The organism is Streptomyces sp. NBC_00250 (assembly GCF_036192275.1).
Taxonomy (GTDB): domain Bacteria; phylum Actinomycetota; class Actinomycetes; order Streptomycetales; family Streptomycetaceae; genus Streptomyces.
Genome location: NZ_CP108088.1, coordinates 302,787 through 329,502 on the forward strand (window position 1 = coordinate 302,787; position 26,716 = coordinate 329,502).

Sequence of the window (26,716 nt, forward strand, 5' to 3'; positions counted from 1 at the left end):
GGGGGACATGGCTCTTGCCATGCGCATGACACAGCAAGAGCCTTGACAGACCCCATGATTTAAGGAGTGAAGTAAGGGGGCGTCAAGAGGTACGGCCCTCCCTCGCACCCTCGGCTCAGCGGGAGTTGCCGGCGTGGGTGAGGGTCTCCCAGGCCACGAAGAGGTTGTCGGTGCCCGCCGGACGCCGCGACTCGGTGAGGTTCTGGGTGTTCGTCATCCCGTACCCCATGCGGTGGTGGAGCGCGTTGAACCCCACCTCGGTGACCGGCCCGAGGTGATCCTTGAGCGTGCCGCCGCAGAGCCAGCTCGGGACCGCCGTACCCAGCTCGTACTTGGCCTGGAGGCCGAGGGCGTGCCGGAGCCGGTCGGCGACCTCGGGGTAGAGGTCCTGGCCCTGGATGCGGCTGGTCTCGGCGATGTGCGAGATGGCGGACAGGCCGTAGCCGGTGTGCGTGAGGTCGCGGCAGGTCTCCTGGGTGAGGCCGTCGACGAAGGTGGTCTGGCCCTGCCAGTAACGGACGATCTCGTCGCGGGTGTCGAGGCCGCTGCCGGGCGCGGCCTTGGGCAGGGCGCCGTCGCTCGCCAGGTAGATGTACGCGGGGACGCGGCCGCGGAACTTGCCCACGGCCTTGTCGTAGGCGGCGCGGTCCTCCAGGAAGACGGAGATGCCGATGGCGGCCTCGGTCATGCTCAGCTCCCAGTTGCCGTTGGAGTGGGAGCCGTTGGTTACCTCGGGGAGGTAGACCGTGCGCAGCATGGTCTTGAAGCGGTCGACGCGGGCCTGGGGCCAGCCGGTGTAGGTGTAGCGGATGATCTCGGCGGCCCGCGGCCAGGAGGATCCGGCCCAGCCCGTCTGCAGGGGCGCGTTGGAGTTGGTGTGGTCCGTGATCACCCCGGACCAGGCGTCCATGATCTCGATGGCCTTCTGGGCGTACCGGCTGTCCCGCGTGACGTACCAGGCGAGGGAGAGCGTGTACGCGGCGATGGCGTCCTCGCGCTCGTCGGTGCAGCCGTTGTTCGGGTTCGAGTACGAGCCGCACTCCACGACCGAGCGGGGCTTCGGGACCCGGGAGAGCGAGGCGTACTTGCTCCCCATCATCTGGTCGTAGGCGCCCTTCCAGGGCTGCGCCCCGGCATCGACCCGCTCCCGGGTGAAGTCGAGCTGGCCACGGGAGACCAGGACGCCGGGGTGGACGAACGTGGTGGGGGCCGCTTCGGCGCGGCCGCCCCCGGGGCCGGCGACGAGTGCGGCCAGGAGCGTGGCGGCCAGTGCGGGGACGGCGAGCAGCGCACTCCTTCCCCTGCGCTTCGCGTGGGAACCATCGCGCCACATGAACATGGGGTTGCTCCTTCTTCAGATATATGAACGCTTGGTGACTGTCGAGGGTGGAACCTAAAGGTCTGAACCAGTGACGTCAAGACGGTGAGATGAGTGCCGGATGAACGGTTTCACCAGCTCGGACGCACATGGGAGCGCGCCATGCGTTCATGTGTGTGAATGACAGACCGTCGGCACCGCCGGGCGCGACCGGACGGCGATGTCCGGTGGGCAGCTCGGCACGCCGTACGATTCCCCCGTTGTCACCTACCTCGTCCGAAGGAGATCCCCCATGGCCCAGGTCACGCTGAAGGGCAGCCCGGTGCAGGTCAACGGCACCCTGCCGACCCCGGGAAGCCAGGCTCCTGACTTCACGCTCGTCGCCGCGGGCCTCGCGGACACGTCGCTGAAGGACTACGCCGGTCAGCGCAAGGTCCTCAACATCTTCCCGAGCGTCGACACCCCGACGTGCGCGTCCTCCGTGCGCGCCTTCAACGAGAAGGTCGGCGAGCTGGAGAACACGGTGGTGCTCTGCATCTCCGCCGACCTCCCCTTCGCCCAGGCGCGCTTCTGCGGCGCCGAGGGCCTTGAGAACGTCAAGAGCCTCTCGACGCTCCGCGGCCGTGAGTTCCACACCAACTACGGCGTGGAGATCGCGGACGGCCCGCTGGCCGGCCTGACCGCCCGCGCGGTCGTCGTCCTCGACGAGAACGACACCGTCCTGCACGCGCAGCTCGTGGGCGAGATCGCCGAGGAGCCCAGCTACGAGGACGCGCTCGCGGCCCTGAAGTAGGAACGCCGCCGGATCACGGCAGACGCACGGGAGCCCCTCCACCGACCCGGTGGAGGGGCTCCTGCCGTTTCGAGAGCCCGGTCGAGTGCCGTTTCCAGAGCCCCGTCCAGGGCCGTTTCCAGAGCCGGTCGGGCACGGCCCGGTCAGGCGCAGGCGGGGCAGAGCCCGCGGTACGTCACATCCGCCTTCGACACGGTGAAGCCGAACCGCTCCGCGGGCGGGAGGACCGTCAGCGGGTCCCCCGTCGGGTGGACGTCGCGGATGATGCCGCAGTTCGAGCAGACCAGGTGCTGGTGCGGGTGGTGCGCGTTCGGGTCGTACCGCTTCGCCCGGCCGTCGGTGGAAAGCTCCACCACCTCCCCTAGGGCGACCAGTTCGCCCAGGGTGTTGTAGACGGTCGCCCGCGCGATCTCCGGCAGGCGCGCCGCGGCGCGGGCGTGCACCTCGTCGGCCGTGAGGTGCACGTGCTCGCCGGCGAGGACCTCCGCGACGACACGCCGCTGGGACGTCATCCGCCAGCCGCGCGCACGCAGGCGCTCCAGCAGGTCGCTCATTTTCGGCTCACCCCTTCGGATGGTTCGCGTGGTTCTTGACTTGGACTCTGTCCATCGTAGGATCGGTTCCGGCAATAGCCAAGGCACATCATGGCTCCGGTCGGGCGCAAGGCCCCGCTGGTGCCCGCCCCGGCTGAGCACCGCGATCCGCCCCGTCCGGAAGGATTTCCATGTCCGAGAACCACGACGCCACCGTCACCGACGCCGCATCCCAGGAGTCGGGCGGCTGCCCGGTGGCGCACGGCCGTGCCGCGCACCCGACCCAGGGCGGCGGCAACCGCCAGTGGTGGCCGGAGCGGCTCAACCTGAAGATCCTCGCCACCAACCCCGTCGTGGGGAACCCGCTCGGCGCGGACTTCGACTACGCCGAGGCCTTCGGCTCCCTCGACCTCGCCGCCGTGAAGCGGGACATCGCCGAGGTGCTCACCACCTCGCAGGACTGGTGGCCCGCCGACTTCGGCCACTACGGCCCGCTGATGATCCGCATGGCCTGGCACAGTGCCGGTACGTACCGCATCAGCGACGGCCGCGGCGGCGCCGGCGCCGGCCAGCAGCGCTTCGCGCCGCTGAACAGCTGGCCGGACAACGGCAACCTGGACAAGGCCCGCCGTCTGCTCTGGCCGGTGAAGAAGAAGTACGGCCAGAACATCTCCTGGGCCGACCTCATGATCCTCACCGGCAACGTCGCCCTGGAGACGATGGGCTTCGAGACCTTCGGCTTCGCCGGTGGCCGCGCCGATGTGTGGGAGGCCGACGAGGACGTCTACTGGGGCCCCGAGACCACCTGGCTCGGCGACGAGCGCTACACCGGTGACCGTGAGCTGGAGAGCCCGCTCGGTGCGGTCCAGATGGGCCTCATCTACGTCAACCCCGAGGGCCCCAACGGCAACCCGGACCCGATCGCCGCGGCCCGCGACATCCGCGAGACGTTCCGCCGCATGGCGATGAACGACGAGGAGACCGTCGCCCTCATCGCCGGCGGCCACACCTTCGGCAAGGCCCACGGCGCCGGCCCGGCGGACAACGTCGGCGCCGACCCCGAGGCCGCGCCCCTTGAGGCGCAGGGCTTCGGCTGGGCGAACTCGTACGGCAGCGGCAAGGGCGGCGACGCGATCACCAGCGGTCTCGAGGTCACCTGGACCACGACCCCGGCCCGGTGGAGCAACGACTTCTTCAAGCACCTCTTCGAGTACGAGTACGAGCTCACCCAGAGCCCGGCCGGCGCGAACCAGTGGGTGGCGAAGAACGCCGAGGCGATCATCCCCGACGCCCACGACGCGTCGAAGAAGCACCTTCCCACGATGCTCACCACCGACCTGTCGCTGCGCTTCGACCCGGCGTACGAGCAGATCTCGCGGCGCTTCTACGAGCACCCGGAGCAGTTCGCGGACGCCTTCGCCCGCGCCTGGTACAAGCTGACGCACCGTGACATGGGTCCGGCCGTCCGCTACCTCGGCCCGGAGGTCCCCTCCGAGGTCCTCCTGTGGCAGGACCCGCTGCCTGCCCGCGAGGGCGAGCTGATCGACGCCGCGGACATCGCCTCCCTCAAGGAGCAGATCCTCGGTTCGGACCTCACCGTCGCGCAGCTGGTCTCCGCGGCCTGGGCCTCGGCCTCCTCCTTCCGCGGCAGCGACAAGCGCGGCGGTGCCAACGGTGGCCGCATCCGCCTGGAGCCGCAGCGCAACTGGGAGGTCAACAGCCCGGACGAGCTGGCGCAGGTGCTGCGTACCCTCGAGGGCGTCAAGGCCTCCTTCGACGCCGCGGGCGCCAAGAAGGTCTCGATCGCCGACCTGGTCGTGCTCGCGGGCTCCGCGGCTGTCGAGAAGGCGGCCAAGGACGGCGGCTTCGAGGTCGAGGTGCCGTTCACGCCCGGTCGCGTCGACGCGGCGCAGGACCAGACGGACGTCGAGTCCTTCGCCGCGCTGGAGCCGCAGGCCGACGGGTTCCGCAACTACCTCGGCAAGGGCAACCGCCTCCCGGCCGAGTACCTGCTGGTCGACCGCGCGAACCTGCTGACCCTGAGCGCGCCGGAGCTGACGGTCCTCGTCGGCGGCCTTCGCGTCCTGGGCGCGAACCACCAGCAGTCCGCGCACGGCGTCCTCACCACCACCCCGGGCTCCCTGACGAACGACTTCTTCGTCAACCTGCTCGACATGGGCACGGCCTGGACGGCGACGTCCGAGGACGCGACCACGTTCGAGGGCCGCGACTCCGCCACCGGCGAGGTCAAGTGGACGGGCACCCGCGCGGACCTGGTGTTCGGCTCGAACTCCGAGCTGCGCGCGCTGGCCGAGGTCTACGCGAGCGACGACGCGAAGGAGAAGTTCGTGACGGACTTCGTCTCCGCGTGGACCCGGGTCATGAACCTGGACCGGTTCGACCTCGTCTGATCCCTGTTTGCCCCCCGGGCCCGGCCGACGCACAACAGTCGGCCGGGCCCGGCGCATGCCGGACGGCGGACGGCGGACGGCGGACGGCGCATCACGGACAGCGGTGGCGGACGGCGGATCCGGAGTTACGGGATCCACAACCCGTTTCCCGTGTCAGGAACCGTTTTCGGACGTTGGCACTCATGATCCATGGGTACCGGAGCCAGGCCTCGCGGTCAGGTGTTCCGTGCCCTTCGGCGCACCGCTGCCGTGCGCCGTGCCGAACGATTCGGAAGAAGTCGAGGAATCACCGTGCCCCTGTCGTCGAACCGACGCCTGGCCGTGAGCGCCACCCTGATCGCCGCGCTCGCCGCGGGCGTCGCCCCCGCCACCAGCGCTTTCGCCGCTCCCGTCGTCCCCGCGGCCGCCGCCGAGACACCCGCCGTCCCCGCACCCGACATGGACGGCGTGGTCGCCGCGCTGAACTCGGCCATGAACAACGGGGCTCCGGGGGCGATGGCCCGCTTCACCGGCCCCGACGGCGTCCGGATCCGCATCGCCGGTGTCCAGGACCGGGTCTCGGGCAATCCCATGGACAGCCACGCGCGCTTCCGGATCGGCAGCGTCAGCAAGACGTTCTCCGCGGTCGTGCTCCTCCAGCTGGTCGAGGAGGGCAAGCTGGAGCTGGACGTCCCGGTGAACACGTACCTCCCCGGCCTGCTCCCCGACGACCGCATCACGGTCCGTCATCTGCTGACCCACCGCAGCGGTCTCGCCGACTACACGAACGCGATGTTCGAGCACACGGTGCCCGGCTTCGAGGCCGTCCGGAACCGGGTGTTCAGCTACCAGGAGCTCGTCGACCTCTCGCTGAGCGAGCCGCGGACCACCCAGCCCGGCGCCTCCTACCAGTACTCGAACACCAACTTCGTGGTCGTCGGCATGCTGATCGAGGAGCTCACGGGCCAGCCCGTGGCCGACGCCTACAAGCGCCGCATCTTCGAGCCGCTGAAGCTCGGCAAGACCTCGTACGTGCATCCCGACACCCGGATCAAGGGCAACCACGTACGCGGCTACCTGCACCCCGACGAGGACGGCGGCGCGCTCGTAGACTCCACCGAGCAGACCGTGTCCTGGGCCCAGTCGGCCGGGGCCGTCATCTCCAGCCCCGCCGACCTGAACACCTTCACCAGCGCGCTGATGCGCGGCCGGCTGCTGTCTCCGGCGATGATGGAGGCCATGACGACGGTCACGCCGACCGACGCCACCAACACCCGGTTCTACGGGCTCGGCCTGCGCCGCTACAACCTCTCGTGCGGTACGCAGGTGTACGGGCACACCGGCACCGTGCAGGGCTTCTACACCTACGCCTTCTCGACCCGCGACGGGCAGCGCAGCCTCTCGGCGATGGCGAACACCTCGAACCACGGTGCCGCCAACACGGCGCTCGGCGGGACGCTGGAGGCCGCGTTCTGCGGCAAGAAGCCGGCGCCCGCGGCGTCCTCGCGCGCCGCCGCCTCGCCCACGGCCCGCGACCTCACGTCGCTCCCGGCCGAGCGGGACCTGCCCGAGCGCCACTGAGGGGCCTTCGCCCCCGGGGATCAGGCCCCGGGGGTCAGGCCTCGTACTCGGTGAGGTCGATCGCGTAGACCCGCAGGGGAACTCCGAAGACCGGATGGTTCGTCTCGCGCTCCTCGGTCATGCCGAGCTTGCCGATGACGTTCTCGGAGGCCTGGTTGCTGATGTGGGTGATGGCGACGACCCTGTCGAGCCCGCGGTCCTGGAGCGCGAACTCCAGGACCGCGTGGGCGGCCTCGGAGGCGTATCCCTGTCCCCAGAACTGCCTGCCGAGCCGCCAGCCGATCTCCACGTCCGGCATCACCTCGGGGAGGAACTCGGGCAGGGACAGTCCGGCGAAGCCGATCAGCTCGCCCGAGGCGATGAGCTCGACGGCGAAGATCCCGAAGCCCTCCTCGTCCCAGTCCTCCTCGTACCGCTCGATGTCCTCTGCGGTCCGCTCCAGGTCCCGGACCGAGCCGTCTCCGATCCAGCGCATCACCTCGGGATCGGCGTTGATCTCGGCCAGCGGGACAAGGTCGTCGTCGCTCCAGCGCCGGAGGATGAGACGGGGGGTACGAATTTCGGTCATGCCCCCATCCTGACGTACCGCGCGAGCGCTCCACGCCACCGGCTCCGGGGGCTCAGGCCTGGATCGGTGCCACCACGTGGGCGGTGACCGAGCAGACCCAGGCGGCGCCGGTGGGGGTGCGGGTGGCGTGGGGTCCGGTGCGGTGGGCGGGGCAGAGCGGCCAGACCACTCGCTCGCGGTCGGCCAGGTGGCACTGCACGCCCTCCGCCGCCTCGACGGCGATGTCGACCGGGTCGAGGCCCCACACGGTCTCGTGGCCGACGGTGACCTGACCGATCGCAGCGCGCTCGTCGGACCACTCGTGGCGGACCGGTACCTCGAAGGCCCGGCCCGTGTCCCTGTGTGCCTGTGCGAGCAGCACGGTCACGATGCGCTCGGCGTGGATCCGCCGGTGCTCGTCCACGACGGGCGCGAAGTAGGGCGCCGGCACGGCACCGTTGTGGGTGAAGGCCGACCGGAGGAAGCCGAGGCCGCCCGGTGAGCCGAGGTCCTCCTCGAAGTCGCGGTCGAGAGCGCGGGAGAGCTCCCGGAGCCAGGCCCGGAACGCCGGGTCGTCGGGATGGACGAGGGGTCCTTCGGGGTGCGGACGGCTCATGAGCGTGTTACGCCGTCTCTGCGGTGTGCGCGAGATCGGTGGGGTCCGTGTTGGCGCCGCAGAGTACGACGCAGACCTGCTCGCCCGGGGCCGGGCGGTAGCCGGTGTCCGTCGCGCCCCGCGGGTCCGGGGCGGTGAGGGCGGCCAGGGCGGTGGCGGCCGCGTGCTCGACGGCGAGGCGGCGGTCGTCCCACAGGGCGCGGCGGGCACGGCTGATCTCGGCGTCGGTGACGAGGACGGTACGGACGCCGTCCCGCCGGGCGGCCGCGAGGGCGGTGGCGGAGGCTCGGCGGGCACCGAGCGAGTCGGCGGCGACGGAGTCGACGGTCACGTCGACGGGGTGTCCGGCCCGGAGCGCGGCGTCGAGGGCGCGGCTGTTCTCGGGTTCGACGGCGACGGTCCGGATGCCGTGGTGCCGGGCGGCGGTGGCGACGCCGGCGAAGAGGCCGCCCCCGCCGACCGAGACGACGACGGTGTCGAGGTCCGGGATCCTGTCGTGGATCTCGTCGAGCAGGGTGCCGGCCCCGGCGGCGATCAGGGGATGGTCGTACGCGTGGGACGCGAGCGCCCCTGTGTCGGCGGCGAACGCCTCGCAGGCGGCGAGCGCTTCGGCGTACTCGGTGCCGACGAGCCGGACGTCGGCGCCGTAGCCGACGAGCTTGTCCGCCTTCACCTTCGGCGCGGTGGTCGGCAGGAAGACTGTGGCCCGGACGCCCTGCCGGAGTGCGGCCCAGGCGCACGCGAGCCCCGCGTTGCCGCCGGAGGCGATCGTGACGCCGGCGGCGGGGAGGGTGCCTTCCTCGCGGTGGGCGAGCAGGAAGTTCTGCGCGCCGCGTGCCTTGAAGGAGCCGGTGTGCTGCATGAGTTCCAGGGCGAGGTGGAGTGTGTACGGCTCCGCGCCGGGGTCGGTGGGGGCGACCGTGACGGGGCGGACGTGTCCGGCGATCCGATCGGCGGCGGTCTTGATGTCGGCGTACGCGAGGGGGCTGGGCACCGGGGGCTCCTGGAGCGGGTGGGGGTGTCGGGGGCCGGAGGGGAACGGGACGGTCATGTCGTCGATCCTCTCAGGAGTGCGGTCCCCCGCCACGGGGCCGGGCATGGCGCCGCCCCGGAGGCGCCGGCTGCCTCCGGGGTGGTCGCGTCGTCGGATCGGGGCTACTGGACGATCTTCAGGAGCCGGTTCGGGGAGCCGCTGCCCGGGGTGGTCACCTTGCCCGTCGTCGCGCCGTTGACGAGGGCGGAGGCGACCTGGGCGGGCGTCGCGGAGGTGTGGCCCGCGAGGTAGATCGCGGCGGCGCCCGCGACGTGCGGGGTGGCCATCGAGGTGCCCGAGATGGTGCTGGTGGCGGTGTCGCTGGTGTTCCAGCCCGCCGTGATCGACACGCCGGGAGCGAAGAGGTCGAGGACCGAGCCGTAGTTGGACCAGCTCGCCTTGGCGTCGGTGTTGCTCGTGGCGCCGACCGTGATGGCCTCGGCGACCCGGGCGGGCGACGAGGAGGAGGCGTTGACCCCGGAGTTGCCCGCGGCGACGGCGTAGGTGACGCCGTCGGCGATGGAGTTCTTCACCGCGTTGTCCAGCGCGGTGGACGCCCCGCCGCCGAGGGAGAGGTTGGCCACGGCCGGGGCACCGGCGGTGTGGTGGGCGGTGACCCAGTCGATGCCCGCGATGACGCCGGCCGTGGTGCCGGAGCCGTTGTTGTCGAGCACGCGGACGGCCACGATCTTCGCCGACTTGGCCACGCCGTAGGTGGTTCCGGCGATCGTCGTGGCGACGTGGGTGCCGTGCCCGTTGCCGTCCTGGGCGACGGTGTCACCGTCGACGGCGTCGTAGCCGTTCACCGCGCGCCCGGCGAGCTGGGAGTGGCTGATCCGGACGCCGGTGTCGATCACGTACGCCGTGACGCCGCTGCCGGCGGAGTCGGGGTAGGTGTACGTGCCGGAGAGCGGCAGGTTCGCCTGGTCGATGCGGTCCAGGCCCCAGGGGGCGTTGGTCTGGGTCGCGTCGGCGTGCACGACCCGGTTCTGCTCGACGGAGGCGACGGCCGGGTCGGCTGCGAGTCGTCGGGCCTCCGTCTCGCCGAGGGTCGCGGTGTAGCCGTTGACGGCGGAGCCGAAGGTCTTGCGGACGGTGCCGCCGTAACCGGCTATCAGTTTCCGTCCCTTGGCGGAGGCTGCCTTGAAGCCCGCGCCCTGCTTGAGGGTGACGATGTAGCTCCCGGGTACCGCGTCGGCCGAACCCGCCGCGAGGACGGTTCCCTCGGCGGGCGCCGCCTGGGCGGGGACGGCGGCGAAGGTGCCGACCAGGGCGGCCACGGAGGCGACGGAGGCCGTGACGGCGAAGCGGGTCCGGGTGTTCTTCGGGAGTGCCATTACGAGGGATTCCTCCTCATGGACGTCGCGACCGGCAGGGTGGGACGGCGCGACCGTGGGGGGGTGCACGTGGGGCCACGTACACGGCCGGGACCGGTGGTTCCGGTCCCGGCGTGATCAGCAGCCTGGCCGTTCTACGGGCGTAGCTCAAGGGAGTTGAGGCCTTGTCATGCATCCGCCATACGCCTGCAATCGAACCCCCGTCGAACCCTGGGGAAGTGGCCGGATCAGCTGCCGTCGTGGCCGGGAAGCGGGGCCTGGTCAGCCGACAGAGCACGAGCGAGGGCCGTCGCGAAGCCGTCCGGGTTGTCCAGCGTCAGATTGTGTCCGGCGCGGGGGATCTCGATCACCGGGACGCCGAAGCCGGCCACCTTCTCCGCCTCGGGGTCCGGCAGGCTCCACTCCCCCACCAGGAACGTCCGGGGCAGCCCGAGCGCGGCGAGGAGGTCACCGGGCGCGGGCGTGCTCCCCTCGACGAGGGCGACCGCGCTGCGGTGGAGGGCCCTCGGGTCGGCGAGGCGCAGCCGGGCCGCGTAGTCGGGGCGGTCGGTGACGGCCAGTATCCGGGCGAACCCCGACGCCACGAACGCGTCCTCGTCCTGGGCGGCCACCGGGGAGCTGAAGGCTCCCCCGCCCGCGTACAGGTTCGGCTCCGCCACCACGAGTCTCGCCACGAGCTCCGGCCGCGCCGCCGCCAGATGGATCGCCACCGCACCGCCCATGGAGTGCCCGACGAGGTCCACCCCCGCGAGACCGAGGTGGTCGAGGACGGCGGCCACCACCGCCGCCTGGGACTCCATGCGGTAGTCGAAGTCCGCGGGTCGGTCGCTCACCCCGTACCCGAGCAGGTCCACGAGCAGCGCCCGACCGCCTTCGAGGGCGTGGTGCGCCGCGATATGGGCGAAGTCCGAGGTCGAGGTGCACCCGAGGCCGTGGACGAACACCCGCACGGGCCCGTCGCCCGGCAGGTCGATCCACCGGATGTACGCCTGCTGATCCGTCAGGAACAACTCCCGCATGCCGTCCACTCCCCTGTGTCGCGCCACTGTCGAACCGTCACGAGCCACCCTATGAGTCGCCACTGACAGCGCGCCCCTCCGGAGCGCCTGCCCCGAGGCGGAGCGTCCGATAGCGTCGGTGGGGTACAGACGCACGGCCGGCCGCGCCGGAGACCATACGAAAGGACCCTCATGCCCCTCGAAGGTGAGTACGAGCCCAGCCCGACGACATGGGTGCGCAACCAGGTCGAGCTGTACGAGTCGTCCGGCGGCACCAAGGGCACGACCATGCGGGGCATGCCTGTCGTCCTGGTCACGAACCTCGGCGTGAAGAGCGGCAAGCTCCGCAAGACCCCGCTGATGCGGGTCGAGCACGAGGGGGCGTACGCACTCGTCGCGTCGAACGGCGGGGCGGTCAAGCACCCCGTCTGGTACCACAATCTCGTCGCCTCGCCGCTCGTGGAGGTACGCGACGGCACGCACGTGTGGGACATGAAGGCCCGTCTGGTCACCGGCCAGGAGCGCGACGCGTGGTGGGAGCGGGCCGTCGCGGCCTTCCCCGACTACGCGGACTACCGGCGGAAGACCGACCGCGAGATCCCCGTCTTCGTGGTCGAGCGGGTCGAGTAGGGACTGTCCGGCGTATCGACCGGCGCGTCGGCCGTGGTGTCGACCGGCGCGCCGGCCGACGTGCCGGCCCGGGCTCCGGCGTGGGCGCCGGCCGGCACACCGAGGGGTCGCATGCGCGCCCTCGTCAGCCCCACCCCCACCAGGACCACCGCCATCCCCGCCACCACCCGTACCGTCAGCGGCTCGCCGAGGACCAGCGCGCCCAGGGTCACGGACACGACCGGGAGCAGATACCCGACCGTGGCGGCGGCGGTCGGGCCCTCCTCCGCGATCATCCGGTAGTTCAGGTGGAAGGTGAGCCCGGTGGCGAAGACGCCGAGGACGGCGACGGCGGCGACCCCTGCCCAGGTCACCGTCGCCGCTCCGCCGGCGGCGAGAGCGGGCGTGCTGAGGCCGGTCGCCGTGAGGAGTTGTGCGGCGGAGAGGGCCAGTGGCGCGGTGCCCCGGCCGGTGAGGTGACGGGCCATGTAGGCGAAGGCCACGGCGTAGCTCGCGGAGGCGCCGAGGAGGGCGAGGGCGCCCCAGCTCATCAGGCCGGAGCCGTGACTCCAGGGCGCGAAGATCAGCAGCACTCCGGCGAAGCCGAGCAGGAGGCCGGCAGAACGAGTGGCGCGCAGGGGCCGTTCCGCGCCCAGGGCCAGGCCGATGAGGAGGGACCAGAGCGGGGTGGTGGCATTGAGCACGCCCGCCACTCCGCTGTCCACGGTCTGCTCGCCGATCGAGAAGAGCAGGAACGGCAGCGCGTTGCAGAGGAAGGCGGCGACGGCGAGCCGCCCCCAGGTGGCCCGGTCCCGTGGCAGCCGCTGTCGCGCCCCGTACGCGAGGGCGAGGAGCACCGCCGAGCCGAGCAGGCACCGTACGAAGGTGATCCACCCCGGGGTGAGGCCCTCGTTGAGGGAGATCTTGATCCAGAGGAAGCCCGAGCCCCAGAGCAGGGCCAGGACTCCCATGCGTATCGCCGATGTCATGTCCTCACGGTCCCGTGCCCCATCCGACAGGACAAGCGATGAATCATGCAGCCGGCGTTAAGCTGTGCTACATGCTGGATGTGAGACGCATGCAGGTGCTCCGGGCCGTCGTCGCCAGTGGCTCCGTCACCGCCGCCGCCGCGAACCTCGGCTACACCCCCTCCGCCGTGAGTCAGCAGATCGGCGTCCTGGAGAAGGAGGCGGGCATCGCCCTGCTGGAACGTTTCGGCCGAGGCGTGCGGCCGACCGCCGCCGGACGCTTGCTCACCGAGCACGCCGCCGTCATCGGCCGCCAGGTAGCCGAGGCCGAGACCGCCCTCGCCGATCTGCGGGCGGGCCGCACCGGACAGATCTCGGTCCGCTACTTCGCCACCGCGGGCGCCGATCTCGTCGCCCCCGCCCTGGCCCGGTTCCGCACCGAACACCCCGGCGTACGTGTCGACCTGAGGATCGCCGACGGCGCTCCCGACCCGGAGGCGGACCTCACCCTGGTCGTACGGCCCCGGGGCGGCGGCCCGGACTCGGCGGGCGACGGTCTCCGGCTGGTCCATCTGCTCGACGACCCCTACCGGGCCGTGCTGCCCAAGGGCCACCCGCTCGCCGACCGCCGTACCGCCGTCGATCTCGCCGAACTCGCCGCCGAGCCGTGGGTCGGCAGCGAGCGGCCCGGCCCCTGCCTCGACGCGGTCCTCGAGGCGTGCGCGGCGGCCGGGTTCGCCCCTGACATCGCGGTGGAGTGCGAGGAGTACGCCACCGCGCAGGGGTTCGTGGCTGCCGGTCTCGGCGTCAGCCTGATCCCGCTGATGGGCCTGGGCAGCCGCCACCCGAACGTGGCCGTCCGCAAGGTCCGCGGCCCGGAGCCGGTCCGTTCGATCCACGCGGCGGTCCGGGAGTCCTCGCTGTCCCTGCCCGCGGTACGCGGCCTCCTCGCCACGCTCCAGGAGGTGTGAGCCCCTGGGGCGAGGTCAGGCCGGGGACAGGACCGTCAGGAGGTGGGCGACCTCCCGGGCCACGGCCGCCCGTGCCGGGGTGAGGTAGTGGCGCGGGTCCACCGCGGTGGGGTGCTCGGTGAGGTGGGTGCGGACGGCCTGGGTGAAGGCCTTGTTGAGATGGGTGGAGACGTTCACCTTGGTCATGCCGGCCGCGATGGCCGCGGTGAGGTCCGCGTCCGACACGCCCGAGGAGCCGTGCAGCACGAGCGGCGTGTCGACGGCGGCACGCAGCCTCGCGATGAGGGCGAAGTCCAGCACCGCGTCCCGGGTCAGCATCTGGTGGGAGCTGCCGACCGCGACCGCGAGGGCGTCCACGCCGGTGGCCTCGACGAAGGCGCGGGCCTCGTCGGGGTCCGTCCGTACGCCCGGGGTGTGGGCGCCGCCCTTGCCGCCGACCTCGCCGAGTTCGGCCTCGACCCAGACGCCGTGCTGGTGGCAGTACTCCACGACCTCGCGGGTCGCGGTCACGTTCTCGGCGTAGGGGAGCTTCGAGGCGTCGAACATCACCGAGCCCAGGCCGAGTCCGACCGCCTCGCGGACGAGGTCGGGGTTCTCGGCGTGGTCGAGGTGGACGGCGACGGGGGTCTTCGCGGCGCGGGCGATGGCGAGGGAGGCGAGGGCGACCGGTTCCAGGGCGCCGTGGTAGCGGACGGTGTTCTCGCTGATCTGGAGGACGACGGGTCGGTCGGCGCTCTCGGCGCCGGCCACGATGGCCTGGGCGTGTTCGAGCTGGAGGACGTTGAACGCCCCCACGCCGGTGCCCGCCGCGCGGGCGCGGCGGACGATCTCATCGGTCGGCGTCAACGGCATGGTCCTTCTCCGGGGGTCTGAGCGGGTGCGGGGCGGGGTCGGGGCGACTGCGGTGCGGGGCGGCGGTCAGGCGGGGACGTCGGTGAGGACGACCGAACGGGTCAGGTTCCGGGGGGTGTCCGGGTTCAGGCCCTGGGCCTCGGCGACGGCGACGGCCAGGCGCTGGGCCCTGATCAGGTCCGCGAGCGGGTCCAGGTCGCTCTCGGAGAGGGTGCCCCCGACCTTGCGCACCTCGTCGGCGAGTCCCGCGGGCAGGGCGCCGAAGCCCCAGGCGACCCGGCCGGGGCCGGTGATGCTGATCGGGCCGTGGCGGTACTCCATCGCCGGGTACGCCTCCGTCCACGCGCCCGCGGCCTCGCGCATCTTCAGTCCGGCCTCCAGGGCGAGTCCATAGGTCCAGCCCAGGCCGAGGAAGGTGAACTGCTCCGCCGTGAGGACGTTCTCGTCGAGCGGGGAGGTGAGGGCGAGTTCGGCGTCCCGCGCGGCCTCCTCGACGGTGGCCACGCCCTCGGGCAGAGCGTCCTCGGCCTCCAGGTGCGCACGGAACAGGGCGAGCGCCGTGGTCGCGAAGCGGGTCTGGACCACCGACTCCTCGTCCGCGAAGTCGAGGACCGCGACCTCGTCGGCGAGGTCCATCACCGGGGTCGTGGGGTCGGCCGTGACCGCGCCGGTGGGGATCGTGCCGCGCAGCCGGGACAGGACGGCCAGGACCTCGCTGGTGGTGCCCGAGCGGGTGATGGCCACGACCCGGTCGTAGCGGCGCCCGTAGGGGAACTCCGAGGCCGCGAAGGCGTCGGTCTCGCCGTGACCGCCGGACTCGCGCAGTTCCGCGTAGGCCAGGGCCATGAACCAGGAGGTGCCGCAGCCGATCACCGCGACCCGCTCGCCCCGCCGGGGCAGCGCGGAGGTGTGCTGGGGCAGCGTACGGGCAGCCTGACGCCAGGTCGTCGGCTGGGATGCGATCTCCACGGCGGTGCGGGTGGTGCTCATGACCGGTCTCCTTGCAAGAAGAGTGCGCAGGAATGATGGAAGATGCTTGAAGTCGATGCCATTCAAGCAGAAACACGCATCAGCTTTCCAGATCCCCCGCGCGTCGGCGGATAGAATCGGACGCGCGCACGAGCCCGAGGGAGGGACCCATGTCCAAGCACGAGCGGTGGAACACGCTCCTTGAACTACTGGCGGCCTCGGGGAAGCTGGAGGTCGAGGAGGCGGCGACCGCGCTCGACGTCTCCGCCGCCACGATCCGTCGGGACCTCGACGAGCTCGCCGAACAGCAGCTGTTGATACGGACCCGGGGTGGTGCGGTCGCGCACGGCGTCTCGTACGAGCTGCCCCTGCGCTACAAGTCCACCCGGCACGCCGCCGAGAAGCGGCGGATCGCCGAGGCCACCGCCGACCTGATCGCACCCGGCGAGGTCGTGGGGCTCAACGGGGGCACGACGACGACCGAAGTGGCGCGCGCCCTCGCCCTGCGGTTCGCGAGCGGCCGCGCGGACACGGCGGGGACCGCGGGCCCGGCGACCTCCGGGCCCGCGCTGACCGTGGTCACCAACGCGCTGAACATCGCGGGCGAGCTGGCGGTGCGCCCGCAGATCAAGATCGTGACCACCGGCGGGGTCGCCCGCCCCCAGACGTACGAGCTGGTGGGCCCCCTGACGGTCGGCGTGCTCAACGAGGTCGTGCTCGACGTGGTGGTGCTGGGGGTGGACGGGGTCGACGCCGCTCTCGGCGTCATGGCGCACCAGGAGGACGAGGCGAGCATCAGCCGACTCTTCGCGGAACGGGCGAGCCGGGTGATCGTGGTGACCGACTCGTCGAAGATGGGGCACCGCGCGTTCGCCCGGATCTGCGGTCTGGACCGGATCGACCTGCTCGTGACCGACACCGGCATCGCCGCGGAGGCGGTCGCCCAGCTCACCGAGGCCGGGGTGAAGGTCCTCACCGTCTGAACCTCTCACCCGTCATTGGTATGCATCTGAACCAATCTGAAGCCAGGGATTAGCTGTCTTCAGGATGTTGGTCCAGTTATTACCGCACGGCTGTATACCTTTAAGCTCCCCTCCCCCATCATGTCTCCGACGTGCCGCACGGGCACACCGTGACAGGAGAGGCGGAGCATGATTCCCATCAGCCGCAGAGGATTCGTCGGTATCGGCGCGGGGCTCGTGGCGGGCGCTGCGCTGCCGGCGGCCCCGGCCTCCGCCGCCGCGAGGGCGGCCACCGGCACCCTCACCGACGTCCGGCACGTGGTGATCCTCATGCAGGAGAACCGCAGCTTCGACCACTACTTCGGCACCCTGCGCGGGGTACGTGGCTTCGCCGACCGCGCCGCGGGCAATCTGCCGGGCGGCTGGGGCATGTTCAACCAGCCCAACTGGGGCGGCCGCCAGTACCCGTGGAAGCTCAGCGACACCCCGCCGGCCGGCGGGGTGGACGGCGAGACCCTCGCCCAGTGCAACGGCGACCTCCCGCACAGCTGGACCTCGCAGCACGCCGCCTGGAACAAGGGCCGCCTCGACAACTGGGTCACCGGCGTGGGCAACACCCGGACGCTCGGCCACCTCGACCGCGGGGACATCCCCTTCCACCACGCGCTGGCCGACCACTACACGATCTGCGACGCGTACTTCTGCTCGGCGCTGAGTGCCACCGGCCCCAACCGCACCTTCCTGTGGAGCGGGAAGATCGACGGCTCCAGCAAGGACGGCGGCGACGAGTCGGGCCTCACCTGGGAGACGTACGCGGAGGCGCTCCAGCGGGCCGGGGTGAGCTGGAAGGTCTACCAGAACGCCCAGGACAACTACGGCGACAACGGCCTCGCGTACTTCAAGAAGTTCACCGACGCGCGGCCCGGCGACCCGCTGTACGACCGCGGCATGGGCTCGGTCCCCAAGGTGACCGGCTCGACCCCGGACGACATCGCCGCCGCGATCCGCGCCGATGTCCTCGCGGGCACCCTGCCCCAGGTGTCGTGGGTGGTCGCGAGCGAGGCGTTCTCGGAGCATCCCTACGCGCCGCCCGGGGACGGCGCGCACTTCGTCGACCTCGTCTACCGCGCGCTCGCCGCCGACGCCGAGGTGTTCGACTCGACCGTGCTCTTCCTCAACTACGACGAGAACGACGGCTTCTTCGACCATGTGCCGCCGCCGGTCGCTCCCCCGGGAACTCCGGGCGAGTACCTCGACGGCGCCCCGATCGGCCTGGGCTTCCGCGTCCCGATGATTGTCATGTCCCCGTGGACCAGGGGCGGTTGGGTGAGCTCGGAGGTCTTCGACCACACCTCCGTCCTGCGCTTCATGGAGAGCTGGACGACGGCCCTCGGCACACCGGCCACCTGCCCCAACATCAGCGCCTGGCGGCGGAAGGTGACGGGCGATCTGACCGGCGTCTTCGACTTCGCCCACCCCGTGTACGGCGTGCCGGCCGGCCTCCCCTCCACGGCGAAGGTCATCGGCCAGGCGACCTGCGGGCCCCTTCCGAACCCGGCCCCCCAGAACAACGCCCAGCCCGGGCAGGAGCCCGGCACCCGTCCGGCCCGCGCCCTGCCGTACCAGGCGAACGGCAACCTCGACCGCTTCGAGTTCGGGGCCGCGGGCAAGATCCTCGCCTGGTTCTCGATGACGAACCAGGGAACCGAGGCCAAGCGGGCGGCGCACTTCTCGATCCACCCGCACCAGCACCGCGACACGGCCGCCTGGCAGTACACGGTGGACCCGGGCGGCACGGCCACCGACTACTTCAACATCGGCCTGGGGTCGGGGTCCGGGAAGTACGACATCTCGATGATGGGCCCCAACCGGTTCCTGCGGCGGTTCATCGGGGACGCCTCCAAGGCCGGCAAGGCCATCGAGGTGACGTCACGGTTCGCGACCGAGCCGGGGACGGGCCGGACGGCCCTGTGGTTCAAGCTGGCCAACACCTCCACCGGACCGGTCACCTTCACGATCCGCTCGAACGCCTACCGTACGGACGGCCCCTGGACCTACACGGTTCCGGCCGGGTCGACGCGGGAGGACTTCTTCAACGCGGTGGCCTACAACAACGGCTGGTACGACTTCACGATCCTCGCCGACATCGACGGGACCTGGTCGCGCCGGTACACCGGCCACATCGAGACCGGGGCCCCCAGCATCACCGGCTGAGCCCGGCGCCGGGGTGCGGGACGGCCGTCCGCCGCACCGCACCCCGGGGAGGGCCTCACCGCCCGGCGTTCGCCGCGCGGTGGATCGTGGCGTCGAGGAGGGCCACCGCGTCGGCGGCCGTCCGGCCCGGGGCCCGGTTCCAGGGCCCGATCAGCTCGTTCCACCCCCGTGACCTGAGTTCGGTCATGATCCAGGCGGCCGCCTCGTTCATCGTCGTCGCGCTGCCGTAGCCGAGACGGTGCGCGGCGAGGAGCGCACCGCAGACGCACCGGGCCCCGCGAGCGTCGCGCAGCTTGTACGGGGCGTTCTGCCAGCCCCACTCCTCCAGTACGAGGCGCGCATGGCCGAGGTGGACGGAGGGGCGCAGCTCGGGCCGGCCGATGCGGCGCCAGGCGTGCAGCCGGTCGGGCAGGACGGCGCCGATCCTGCCGGGTAGCCGGCGCTCGGCGGGGAGGGGCGGTGGGAGGGCTTCGAGCGCCTCGGCGACGAGCCGGTCCACCGGCACGGAGAGCAGGTCCCGCCAGCCCTCCGCGGCGGGTGCGGTCGTCGGCGGCTCGGCCCAGTCCGTGACGATCCGCTGCCAGGTGGCGCTCTCGTAGAGGACGGCGGCCTCACGGTCGAGGGCGTCGGGGTCGAGCAGGGAGGTGGGGGGCGACATCCGGGCGGCTCCTCGGTCGGGGTTACTCCATCTTTCAGGACGAATGTCGGTTTTGCGACTTATGCCCTTGAGTGCCCGTTGGGCCGAACGGGTCTTTATCACCCACTCCCCCATTAACAGAATTACCGTGCATATTCGGACATTGAGTACGTGGTGATGCGACTCACTTTCCCGGAGACTCCCGGGTGATCAGAATCCGCGCAGGCCCTGCGGGACAAGGAAGTTCGATGCCCCGGAGTCGCGGTCGATCTTGAATTCCATGAATTCGGTGATCCTTTCACCGACCCCTGGACTCAGATCCTCTTGTTCTCCGTCGCATTACTGGCCTACGGTCACCTCCATTCGAGCGGATCGCCGAATCCTGCCACCGCTCGAAATACCTCCCTTTCACCCGACGGCAGGAGCGGGGGACCCACGAATACGCCGGCCCGGATTCCGGGACGGCTCGGGGTGAAGCCGCGTGCGCGCGGCCGGACATCTCCAGTCCGAACCCGACAGCTCACCCCGAAGGCGCCGGAGAGGAATCCGTCATGCCTGCTCACGGTAAGCACCGCCGCCCCCGTCGCCGTTCCGTCTCCCGCGGACTCGCGCTGGTCGGTACGGGCGGAGCCGCCCTTGCCCTCCCGCTGCTCGCCCCCGCAGTGGCCGGTGCCGCGCCCGTTTCCGGAGCCCCGGAAATCGCCGTCAAGACCGTCGCCGCTCCGGTCGCCGCAACTGCCCTCACCAAGGCTCCCGCCGCCCCGGCCGCCGCGCGCACCTACACGGTCGTCAGTGGCGACTCGCTTTCCCTGATCGCCCAGAAGAAGGGAATTCAGGGCGGCTGGAAGGGCCTTTACCGGGCCAACAAGAGCGCCGTGGGTGACAATCCGTCACTTATTCACCCGGGCCTTGAACTGACGCTTCGTCGGGATGCCGTGAAGGCCGCCCCGGCACAGGCGAAGAAGGCTTCCACGACCGAACGGGCGAGCCGCTCCGAGCGCCGTACGGCCACCCCGGCCGTCGCCACCGGCACGGGTGCCTCCGCCGCCGCTCCCGCAGCCGCCGCGCCGGTCAAGGCCGCTCCCGTCGCCGCCACCCAGTACGCGAACAACCTCGACGGCTGGATCCGGCAGTCGCTGGACATCATGGCCCTGCGCGGCATCCCCGGTTCGTACGAGGGGATCCACCGCAACATCATGCGCGAGTCCTCCGGCAACCCCCAGGCCATCAACCTCTGGGACTCCAACGCCGTGGCCGGCACGCCCTCGAAGGGTCTGCTCCAGGTCATCGAGCCGACCTTCCTCGCCTATCACGTGCCCGGCACGTCGATGGACCTGTTCGACCCGGTCGCCAACATCACCGCCGCCTGCAACTACGCGGCCGACCGCTACGGCTCCATCGACAACGTCAACGGGGCCTACTGACCCCGGAAGTGCCCGGTGAACCAGGAGGTGGCGAGCTCCGCCACCTCCTCCAGGGCGCCCGGCTCCTCGAAGAGGTGCGTGGCGCCCTCCACGACCTCCAGCCTGCTCTCGCAGCGCAGCAGCGACTCGGCCCGCCGGTTGAGGTCCAGGACCAGCGCGTCCCTGCCTCCGACCACGAGGAGCGTCGGAGCCTTGACCCGGGCCAGGTGGTCGGCCGCGAGGTCCGGTCGGCCACCACGTGAGACCACGGCGGCCACGGTGGCCCCGGGGTCGCCCGCGGCCCACAGCGCGGCGGCCGCTCCCGTACTGGCGCCGAAGTAGCCGAGCGGGAGGCCGTCGCTCTCGGGCCGCTCGGCGAGCCACTCCGTGGCACGGGCGAGCCTGCCGGCGAGCAGCGGGGTGTCGAAGACATGCGCCCGGTCGACCGCCTCGACCTCGGTGAGCAGGTCGAACAGCAGCGTTCCGAGCCCCGCCCCGTTGAGCGCCGTCGCGACCGCCCGGTTCCGGGGGCTGTGGCGGCTGCTGCCGCTGCCGTGGGCGAACAGGACGATGCCGGTGGCGCCCTCGGGCACCGCGAGCCGCCCGGCGAGCGTGACTCCGTCGGCGACGGGGATCCGAACGTCCGCGTCCTGGACGACCGGGCCGTGCGCGGCGCGGTTCCGGTCCAGGCAGGCGAGGACCTCGGCGTCCGGGGTCTGCTCGAAGTCCCGGTAGAACTGTCCGATCGCGTAGAACAGCTCCGGCGCGTGGACACTCACTGTTTCGTCGGCCTCGCCGCCGAGCCGGGCCGTCCAGCCCTTCGGCGCCACCGGCACCGCGAGGATGATCCGGGCGGCGCCCCTGGCGCGTACCACCCGGCAGGCCGCCAGAGCCGTCGCACCCGTGGCAAGACCGTCGTCGACGACGAGGACCGTCCGGCCTTCGAGGGGCACGGACCGCCTGCTGCCCCGGTAGCGGCGCGCCCGCTGCTCCAGCTCGGCGTGCTCGCGCTCCTCGACCGCGGCCAGATCCCGCGCGCCCACCCCGGCCTCGCGGAGCACCCGCTGGTTCACCACCCGTACCCCACCCTCGCCGAGCGCGCCCATCGCGAGCTCCGGCTGCGTCGGCACGCCCAGCTTTCGTACGAGACAGATGTCGAGCGGGGCGTCGAGCGCGTCGGCCACCTCGGCCGCCACCGGCACTCCGCCACGCGGCAGACCGAGCACCACGACGTCATGGCCCTTGAGGTGGTCGAGTCGGGCCGCGAGCTGCCGGCCCGCGTCGGTGCGATCGCTGAAGTACATGGGCCCGCCGCCCTTCCGCCTCCACGGCTCCGGACTCGGGGAGAAACGGTGTGTCCCGTCCCCTGCCCGTGCCTCCAGGGTAAGACGACCCTTCGGCGGCAGGCGGGTGGACGGACGGCCACGAGGGGCGGTGGGCACCGGTCAGCGGGACTGCAGGGCGTCGAGGGCCACGGCCTGGGCTATCGCGAGCCGCCGATCGAGCTCCGGGTCCGCTATGTCGAGCACGTACCGGTCGCGCAGGCCCAGGAGCTTGTCGACGGACATCACGGACCGCCCCGAATCGGTGAAGTCGAAGTGGTACGGCACGACGAAGGGCAGCATCTCGGTGAAGGGCAGGAACTCCCAGGCTCGCCGCAGCAGCGCCAGGGCCTCGCTCCGCTCCTGCCCGGTCATCTCCCCCTCGGCGCCCTCCCGGTTCAGATGCCAGGTGCTGCGCAGCAGGGAGGCGCCGAAGTTCTTGCGGAAGCCGCCCAGCCGGGTGCCGGACGCTCCGTGCACGTCGTAGGTCGCACCGAGGTCGAGCACCTGGCGGGCCTTGAAGGTGAAGAGGACCTGGCGCTGCGACTCGTCGGTGTAGAAGGTGAAGTGCTCCTTGAACGCCATGCGCTTCTGGTGGGCGAAGGCGACGAGTTCGTCCTCTTCACCGTCCGCCCCCATGGTGTGCACCAGGTAGCGGTTGGCCATGGGCGTCACCTTCTGCCGGACGAGGAAGCGGTGCTGCGTCTGTGCGAGGCCCATCGAACGTGCTCCTGCTGATCGTGGGCGGCCGGTGGAGAACCGCCCCGTGAGGTCGTGAACACGATGATCCGATGCCGAGGGGGCGTATCGCTGTCCTCGAAAGTCGTCGCTTCCGTCGACGTTCGGATGAGATCGGCCCGACCGCCGCCCGCACCGACCCTCGCACTCACCCATGCCCACACCCCCAGCCAGGGCCTCACCCTCACCCTCAGCCTCAGCCTCAGCCCGACCCTCGACCCTCGACCCTCGACCTGACCGTGCGACTCGCCGAGGTCCCGTCAGGCGGCGAGGAAGGCCTCGATGGCCTCTGCGAGGGCTTCCGGAGTCTCCTCGGGCGCGTAGTGGCCGGCGTCCTTGAGGACCGCGAGGCGCGCGTTGGGGTACCAGCGCAGCCAGGTCGCCTCCATCGCCTCGGCGCCGAGCGCCGGGTCGTGGGCGCCGACGACGAGCAGCACGGGGACGGGGTTGTCACGGACCCGCTCGTGGAAGTCGGTGCGCGACCAGGAGTCCAGGTAGGCGCGGAAGGCCGTCGCGGAGGAGCGCCCGACGGAGCGCTCCACGAGGCTGCTCAGCCAGGCGTCGTCGTACCGGCCGCCGGTGGTGTTGTCGATGATCGCGCGCCGGTTGGCCGCATCCGCGGCGGCGCCGGCGAAGAGCTCCCAGGTCTCCCCGTCGAGGGGGAATCCGGCCGCCGAGACGGGCGAGATGCCGACGATCGAGCGGATCCGGTCGGGGGCGTCGAGGAGCATCAGCTGGGCGGCCTTGCCTCCCATCGAGTGGCCGATGACGGAGAAGGAGTCCCAGCCGAGGTCGTCGGCGACCGCGAGCGCGTCGGCCGCGACCTCCTCCATGGTGTACTCGCCCGGGTGGTCGAGGGCCTCGCCGTAACCGCGGCAGTCGACGAAGGCGTACGAGCCGTCGGCGTCGCTCAGATGGGCGCGGAGCGGGGCGAAGCTGGTGCGGTCGCCGAACCAGTTGTGGAGCACGAGTGCCCGCCGGGGGCCACCGCCCTGAACGTCGTACGGAAGAACCTGGCCCGTCATCGTGCCCCCTGCTCATGAGGTGGTGTTTCGCGCGCCCCACGGCGCCTTTCGACGACCGAGTGTGACGGTGCGAACGCGTGCGGTCAACAGTGGCGGTCCTCGGGGCGGGTGCGCGGCCCGGGTCCGGGATGCGGTGCCTTTCCCGTGAGGGGCATCCTGGCTGTGTGACCTCGCACGGCACGTCCGGCCCAGGCCCGGCGGGCGGCACCGGGCGTCCCTCCCGGAACGGAGCTGTCGACGGGCCTCCTTCGGGCGCGCTGACCTGGACGCTCGCGGAGGCGGCGCTGCGGGCCGTCGAAGACGTCGGCGGGTACGCGGGCGGGGTGTACCTCCGCTCGGGAACCCCCGGGCTGCTGCGGATGGGGATCCTGGTGGGCCTCCCGGGGGCGTTGTTCCGGCCGTGGACGCGCATGCACACGAACCGGCCGTTTCCGGTGGCCGAGGTCTATCGCTCCGGGCAGTCCGTCCATCTCCACGACGTCGAGGAGGCCATGCGACGGTTTCCGCAGTTGGTGGCGAGTCTCCCCTTCCCCTTCGCCTCGCTGTACGCGCCGGTCGTCGCGGGCCGTGAACGCTTCGGGGTGCTCGTGGCGCTGCGGGCGCCGACTCCCGGTGTCCCGGTGGACACCCGGGACAGGAAACGGATGACGCGCGGCGGCCTCCACCTCGGCGAGACCCTGGCCGATCTGGCCCGTCACGGCACGGCGATCGAGTGGGCCGGCGAGCCGGTGTGTGTGCAGTTGTCCACCGCGGGGGCGCCGCCGGTCCGTTTCGGTTCGTTCGACTGGGACCTGGACACCGACATGGTCACGATGGACTCCGGACTCCTCGGGATCCTCGGCGCCGAGGTGACCTCGCCGTGCTCCATCGGTGCGCTCACGTCGCTCCTGGAGCCGGAGGACGGTTACGCGTTGTGGGCGGCCGCCCGGCAGGCGACGGGGCCGGACGGACGTCCGGCGGTGCGCCGGATCCGGCTGAAGGGGCCGGACGGAGGGCTCCACCTGCTGGAGGTCTCCACGCGGGCGCGTACGACCTCACCGGACGCGGAGACCTGGACGGCAGCCGGAAGCGGGGCAGGTGCCCGCGCCGACGGCGCGGGCACGGGCCTGCGGCTCACCTGCACCCTCGTCGACCTCGGCACGGGCCTGATCGGTTCCGACGCCACGGACCGGCTGCCGCGGGCGATCCTGGCCATCGACCGCCTCGGACGCATCACGTACGTCAACGAGCGCACCGAGCGGCTGCTCGGCCGCCCCCGTGGCGACCTGGCGGGCAGGCCGCTGTGGGAGGCGCTGCCCTGGTTCGACCTCCCCTTCCACGAGGAGCAGCTGCGCGCCGCGATGCTCTCGGGTGACCCGGTGCGCTTCCTCGCCCGCCCGGAGCGGAGCCGATGGCTGTCGGTCTCCCTCCATCCGGGGCGGGACGGCGTGACGATGGTGCTGGTCCCGCAGGACGATGCGATCGCCCACCCCACACCGGCCTCCAGGAACGTCGAGGGGACGCAGGACAGTCTCTCCCTGCCCGACGACCAGGTCTCGGCCCTGTACCGGCCGGTGGCCCTCGCGATCGCGCTGTCCGAGGCGGTGACGGCCCGCCAGGTGTCGGCCGTGGTGACGGAGGAGCTGCTTCCGGCGTTCGGCGGGCGTCAGCTGGCCATCTACCTGCTCAGTGACCGGCGCCTGTATCTGGCCTGGGAGACCGGTTTTCCGCCGGGTTTCCTCGAACCCTTCGACGGTGTAGCCCTGGACGCGCGGGTGCCGGGGGTGGAGACGCTCACGACGGGCAGGCCGCTGTTCTTCGAGTCGATGGAGCAGCTGGGCCGCATGTATCCGGAGCTTCCGCTGGACGCGCATTCGGGGGCGCGGGCGTTCCTGCCGCTGATCGCCTCGGGCCGGCCGGTCGGCTCCTGCATCCTCGGCTTCGACCGGCCGCGCGGGTTCAGTTCGGAGGAGCGGACCGTCCTCACGGCGCTCGCGGGCCTCATCGCGCAGGCCCTGGAGCGGGCGCAGCGGTACGACACGGAGTCGGCGGTCGCGCGCGGTCTCCAGGACGCGCTGCTCCCGCACCGGCTGCCGGTGTGGGAGGGGGTGGACACGGTGGGCCGCTACCTGCCGGGCACGCAGGGCATGGACGTCGGCGGGGACTGGTACGACGTCATCGAGACGGGGCATGGACGCCTCGCGCTCGTGATCGGCGACGTCCAGGGCCACGGGGTGGCGGCCGCGGCCACGATGGGTCAGCTGCGCAGTGCGGTACGGGCCTTCGCGCTGGCCGGTCATCGGCCGCAGGACGTGATGCGGGGCACCAACCGGCTCCTCATAGACCTGGATCCGGGGCAGTTCGCGAGCTGTTGCTACGTACTCCTCGACCCGGACACGGGGGAACTGCGGGCCGTACGGGCCGGCCATCCCCCGCCGCTGCTGATGCACCCGGACGGGACGACGGAGCGGGTGGAACTGGCGGGCGGGATGGTGCTGGGGATCGACGTCCGCGCCTCGTATCCGGTGACGCGGCTGCGGCTGGCTCCCGGTGCGGTGCTCGCGCTGTTCACGGACGGGCTCGTGGAGAAGCCCGGTCAGGACATCGACGAGGGGATCGAACTGCTGCGCCGGGCGCTCGCCTCGACGGGTTCGCTGCCGCTCGCGGAGGCGGCCGACCGGGTGATCCGGGACGCCCGGCAGGTCACGTCCCGCCCGGACGACATCGCGCTGCTGCTCGCGGCGCGCTGGCCGGAGCGCGGTTAGGGGGTGTCCGGGAAGCAGCGCCGTCTGCCCGCAGGCCAGGCGGGACTTTCCGGACACGACCTGGGGGTGTCCGGAAGGGCGCGCCGCGTGCCCGGCTTTGATCGGCAGGACACCCCCGGGAGTCACCCGGTCGGGCCCGTGGCGCTGGTCGGCCGT

The 26,716-nt window shown here is 71.7% G+C and carries 23 protein-coding genes and 1 riboswitch; of the genes, 9 read left to right on the forward strand and 14 right to left on the reverse strand.

Going from position 1 to position 26,716, the window contains the following annotated elements; all coding sequences use genetic code 11:
• Nucleotides 1–115 precede the first annotated feature (115 nt).
• Complete coding sequence (locus tag OG259_RS01355) at nucleotides 116–1,333, reverse strand: alginate lyase family protein (RefSeq protein WP_443052106.1); 1,218 nt, start codon at nucleotides 1,331–1,333, stop codon at nucleotides 116–118.
• Nucleotides 1,334–1,610: 277 nt separating this feature from the next.
• On the opposite strand from OG259_RS01355, the gene tpx reads away from it, so the two are divergent.
• Entirely contained in the window at nucleotides 1,611–2,111 is a 501-nt protein-coding gene (gene tpx / locus OG259_RS01360) for a thiol peroxidase (protein ID WP_266900490.1), read from the forward strand.
• A gap of 143 nt (nucleotides 2,112–2,254) precedes the next feature.
• Here the strand turns inward: tpx and OG259_RS01365 are convergent, their stop codons facing one another.
• Nucleotides 2,255–2,665 carry a Fur family transcriptional regulator gene (locus OG259_RS01365; RefSeq protein WP_328940474.1) on the reverse strand — a complete coding sequence of 137 codons (411 nt, stop codon included), beginning with the start codon at nucleotides 2,663–2,665 and terminating at the stop codon, nucleotides 2,255–2,257.
• A gap of 170 nt (nucleotides 2,666–2,835) precedes the next feature.
• On the opposite strand from OG259_RS01365, the gene katG reads away from it, so the two are divergent.
• Nucleotides 2,836–5,055 carry a catalase/peroxidase HPI gene (katG, locus tag OG259_RS01370; RefSeq protein ID WP_328940475.1) on the forward strand — a complete coding sequence of 740 codons (2,220 nt, stop codon included), beginning with the start codon at nucleotides 2,836–2,838 and terminating at the stop codon, nucleotides 5,053–5,055.
• A gap of 291 nt (nucleotides 5,056–5,346) precedes the next feature.
• Entirely contained in the window at nucleotides 5,347–6,615 is a 1,269-nt protein-coding gene (locus tag OG259_RS01375) for a serine hydrolase domain-containing protein (RefSeq protein ID WP_328940476.1), read from the forward strand.
• A 34-nt stretch (nucleotides 6,616–6,649) separates the two neighbouring features.
• On the opposite strand, the gene OG259_RS01380 is transcribed toward OG259_RS01375, so the two are convergent.
• The 5 genes from OG259_RS01380 to OG259_RS01400 form a co-directional block, all read right to left on the reverse strand.
• Nucleotides 6,650–7,183 (reverse strand): GNAT family N-acetyltransferase, encoded by a 534-nt coding sequence (locus tag OG259_RS01380; protein ID WP_328940477.1) that lies wholly within the window; start codon nucleotides 7,181–7,183, stop codon nucleotides 6,650–6,652.
• Between the two features lie 52 nt (nucleotides 7,184–7,235).
• Nucleotides 7,236–7,778: a hypothetical protein gene (locus OG259_RS01385; RefSeq protein ID WP_328940478.1), complete on the reverse strand. Its 543-nt coding sequence runs from the start codon at nucleotides 7,776–7,778 to the stop codon at nucleotides 7,236–7,238.
• Between the two features lie 7 nt (nucleotides 7,779–7,785).
• Nucleotides 7,786–8,772: a serine/threonine dehydratase gene (locus OG259_RS01390; protein WP_328946958.1), complete on the reverse strand. Its 987-nt coding sequence runs from the start codon at nucleotides 8,770–8,772 to the stop codon at nucleotides 7,786–7,788.
• Nucleotides 8,773–8,933: 161 nt separating this feature from the next.
• Nucleotides 8,934–10,148 carry a S8 family peptidase gene (locus OG259_RS01395; RefSeq protein WP_328940479.1) on the reverse strand — a complete coding sequence of 405 codons (1,215 nt, stop codon included), beginning with the start codon at nucleotides 10,146–10,148 and terminating at the stop codon, nucleotides 8,934–8,936.
• A 227-nt stretch (nucleotides 10,149–10,375) separates the two neighbouring features.
• Nucleotides 10,376–11,167 (reverse strand): alpha/beta fold hydrolase, encoded by a 792-nt coding sequence (locus tag OG259_RS01400; protein WP_328940480.1) that lies wholly within the window; start codon nucleotides 11,165–11,167, stop codon nucleotides 10,376–10,378.
• 171 nt (nucleotides 11,168–11,338) lie between these two features.
• On the opposite strand from OG259_RS01400, the gene OG259_RS01405 reads away from it, so the two are divergent.
• Nucleotides 11,339–11,776: a nitroreductase family deazaflavin-dependent oxidoreductase gene (locus tag OG259_RS01405; protein WP_328940481.1), complete on the forward strand. Its 438-nt coding sequence runs from the start codon at nucleotides 11,339–11,341 to the stop codon at nucleotides 11,774–11,776.
• Here the strand turns inward: OG259_RS01405 and OG259_RS01410 are convergent.
• Nucleotides 11,719–12,744 (reverse strand): DMT family transporter, encoded by a 1,026-nt coding sequence (locus OG259_RS01410; protein WP_328940482.1) that lies wholly within the window; start codon nucleotides 12,742–12,744, stop codon nucleotides 11,719–11,721. The two genes, OG259_RS01405 and OG259_RS01410, sit on opposite strands and share 58 nt — an antisense overlap.
• A gap of 71 nt (nucleotides 12,745–12,815) precedes the next feature.
• Between OG259_RS01410 and OG259_RS01415 the strand changes: the two genes are divergently transcribed.
• Nucleotides 12,816–13,694, forward strand: coding sequence for a LysR family transcriptional regulator (locus OG259_RS01415; protein ID WP_328940483.1), 879 nt, complete (start codon nucleotides 12,816–12,818; stop codon nucleotides 13,692–13,694).
• A 15-nt stretch (nucleotides 13,695–13,709) separates the two neighbouring features.
• On the opposite strand, the gene OG259_RS01420 is transcribed toward OG259_RS01415, so the two are convergent.
• Nucleotides 13,710–14,546, reverse strand: coding sequence for a class II fructose-bisphosphate aldolase (locus tag OG259_RS01420; RefSeq protein ID WP_328940484.1), 837 nt, complete (start codon nucleotides 14,544–14,546; stop codon nucleotides 13,710–13,712).
• Nucleotides 14,547–14,612: 66 nt separating this feature from the next.
• Nucleotides 14,613–15,536 carry an SIS domain-containing protein gene (locus tag OG259_RS01425; protein WP_328940485.1) on the reverse strand — a complete coding sequence of 308 codons (924 nt, stop codon included), beginning with the start codon at nucleotides 15,534–15,536 and terminating at the stop codon, nucleotides 14,613–14,615.
• A gap of 149 nt (nucleotides 15,537–15,685) precedes the next feature.
• Here OG259_RS01425 and OG259_RS01430 point away from each other — a divergent pair, with 149 nt between their 5' ends.
• Together OG259_RS01430 and OG259_RS01435 are read left to right on the forward strand one after the other, a co-directional pair.
• The gene (locus OG259_RS01430) at nucleotides 15,686–16,498 is read left to right on the forward strand and encodes a DeoR/GlpR family DNA-binding transcription regulator (RefSeq protein ID WP_328940486.1); all 813 of its coding nucleotides are present in this window, start codon (nucleotides 15,686–15,688) and stop codon (nucleotides 16,496–16,498) included.
• Nucleotides 16,499–16,666: 168 nt separating this feature from the next.
• A complete protein-coding gene (locus OG259_RS01435) occupies nucleotides 16,667–18,691 on the forward strand; it encodes a phosphocholine-specific phospholipase C (protein ID WP_328940487.1) in 2,025 nt (674 codons plus the stop codon).
• Between the two features lie 55 nt (nucleotides 18,692–18,746).
• On the opposite strand, the gene OG259_RS01440 is transcribed toward OG259_RS01435, so the two are convergent.
• Nucleotides 18,747–19,349 carry a DUF6197 family protein gene (locus tag OG259_RS01440; protein ID WP_328940488.1) on the reverse strand — a complete coding sequence of 201 codons (603 nt, stop codon included), beginning with the start codon at nucleotides 19,347–19,349 and terminating at the stop codon, nucleotides 18,747–18,749.
• A 342-nt stretch (nucleotides 19,350–19,691) separates the two neighbouring features.
• A riboswitch (cyclic di-AMP (ydaO/yuaA leader) is annotated at nucleotides 19,692–19,875 on the forward strand.
• A gap of 4 nt (nucleotides 19,876–19,879) precedes the next feature.
• On the opposite strand from OG259_RS01440, the gene OG259_RS01445 reads away from it, so the two are divergent.
• On the forward strand, nucleotides 19,880–20,752 hold the full coding sequence (locus OG259_RS01445; RefSeq protein ID WP_328940489.1) for a LysM peptidoglycan-binding domain-containing protein: 873 nt from the start codon (nucleotides 19,880–19,882) through the stop codon (nucleotides 20,750–20,752).
• Here OG259_RS01445 and OG259_RS01450 read toward each other — a convergent pair.
• The 3 genes from OG259_RS01450 to OG259_RS01460 all read right to left on the reverse strand — a co-directional run bounded on the left by OG259_RS01450 (nucleotide 20,746) and on the right by OG259_RS01460 (nucleotide 23,816).
• Nucleotides 20,746–22,035: a phosphoribosyltransferase family protein gene (locus tag OG259_RS01450; protein WP_328940490.1), complete on the reverse strand. Its 1,290-nt coding sequence runs from the start codon at nucleotides 22,033–22,035 to the stop codon at nucleotides 20,746–20,748. The genes OG259_RS01445 and OG259_RS01450 overlap by 7 nt on opposite strands.
• Before the next feature lie 141 nt (nucleotides 22,036–22,176).
• The gene (locus OG259_RS01455) at nucleotides 22,177–22,773 is read right to left on the reverse strand and encodes a hypothetical protein (RefSeq protein WP_328940491.1); all 597 of its coding nucleotides are present in this window, start codon (nucleotides 22,771–22,773) and stop codon (nucleotides 22,177–22,179) included.
• A gap of 278 nt (nucleotides 22,774–23,051) precedes the next feature.
• Nucleotides 23,052–23,816, reverse strand: a complete 765-nt coding sequence (locus tag OG259_RS01460; protein WP_328940492.1) for an alpha/beta fold hydrolase — start codon at nucleotides 23,814–23,816, stop codon at nucleotides 23,052–23,054.
• 164 nt (nucleotides 23,817–23,980) lie between these two features.
• On the opposite strand from OG259_RS01460, the gene OG259_RS01465 reads away from it, so the two are divergent.
• Complete coding sequence (locus OG259_RS01465) at nucleotides 23,981–26,560, forward strand: SpoIIE family protein phosphatase (protein ID WP_328940493.1); 2,580 nt, start codon at nucleotides 23,981–23,983, stop codon at nucleotides 26,558–26,560.
• The last annotated feature ends 156 nt before the right edge of the window (nucleotides 26,561–26,716 follow it).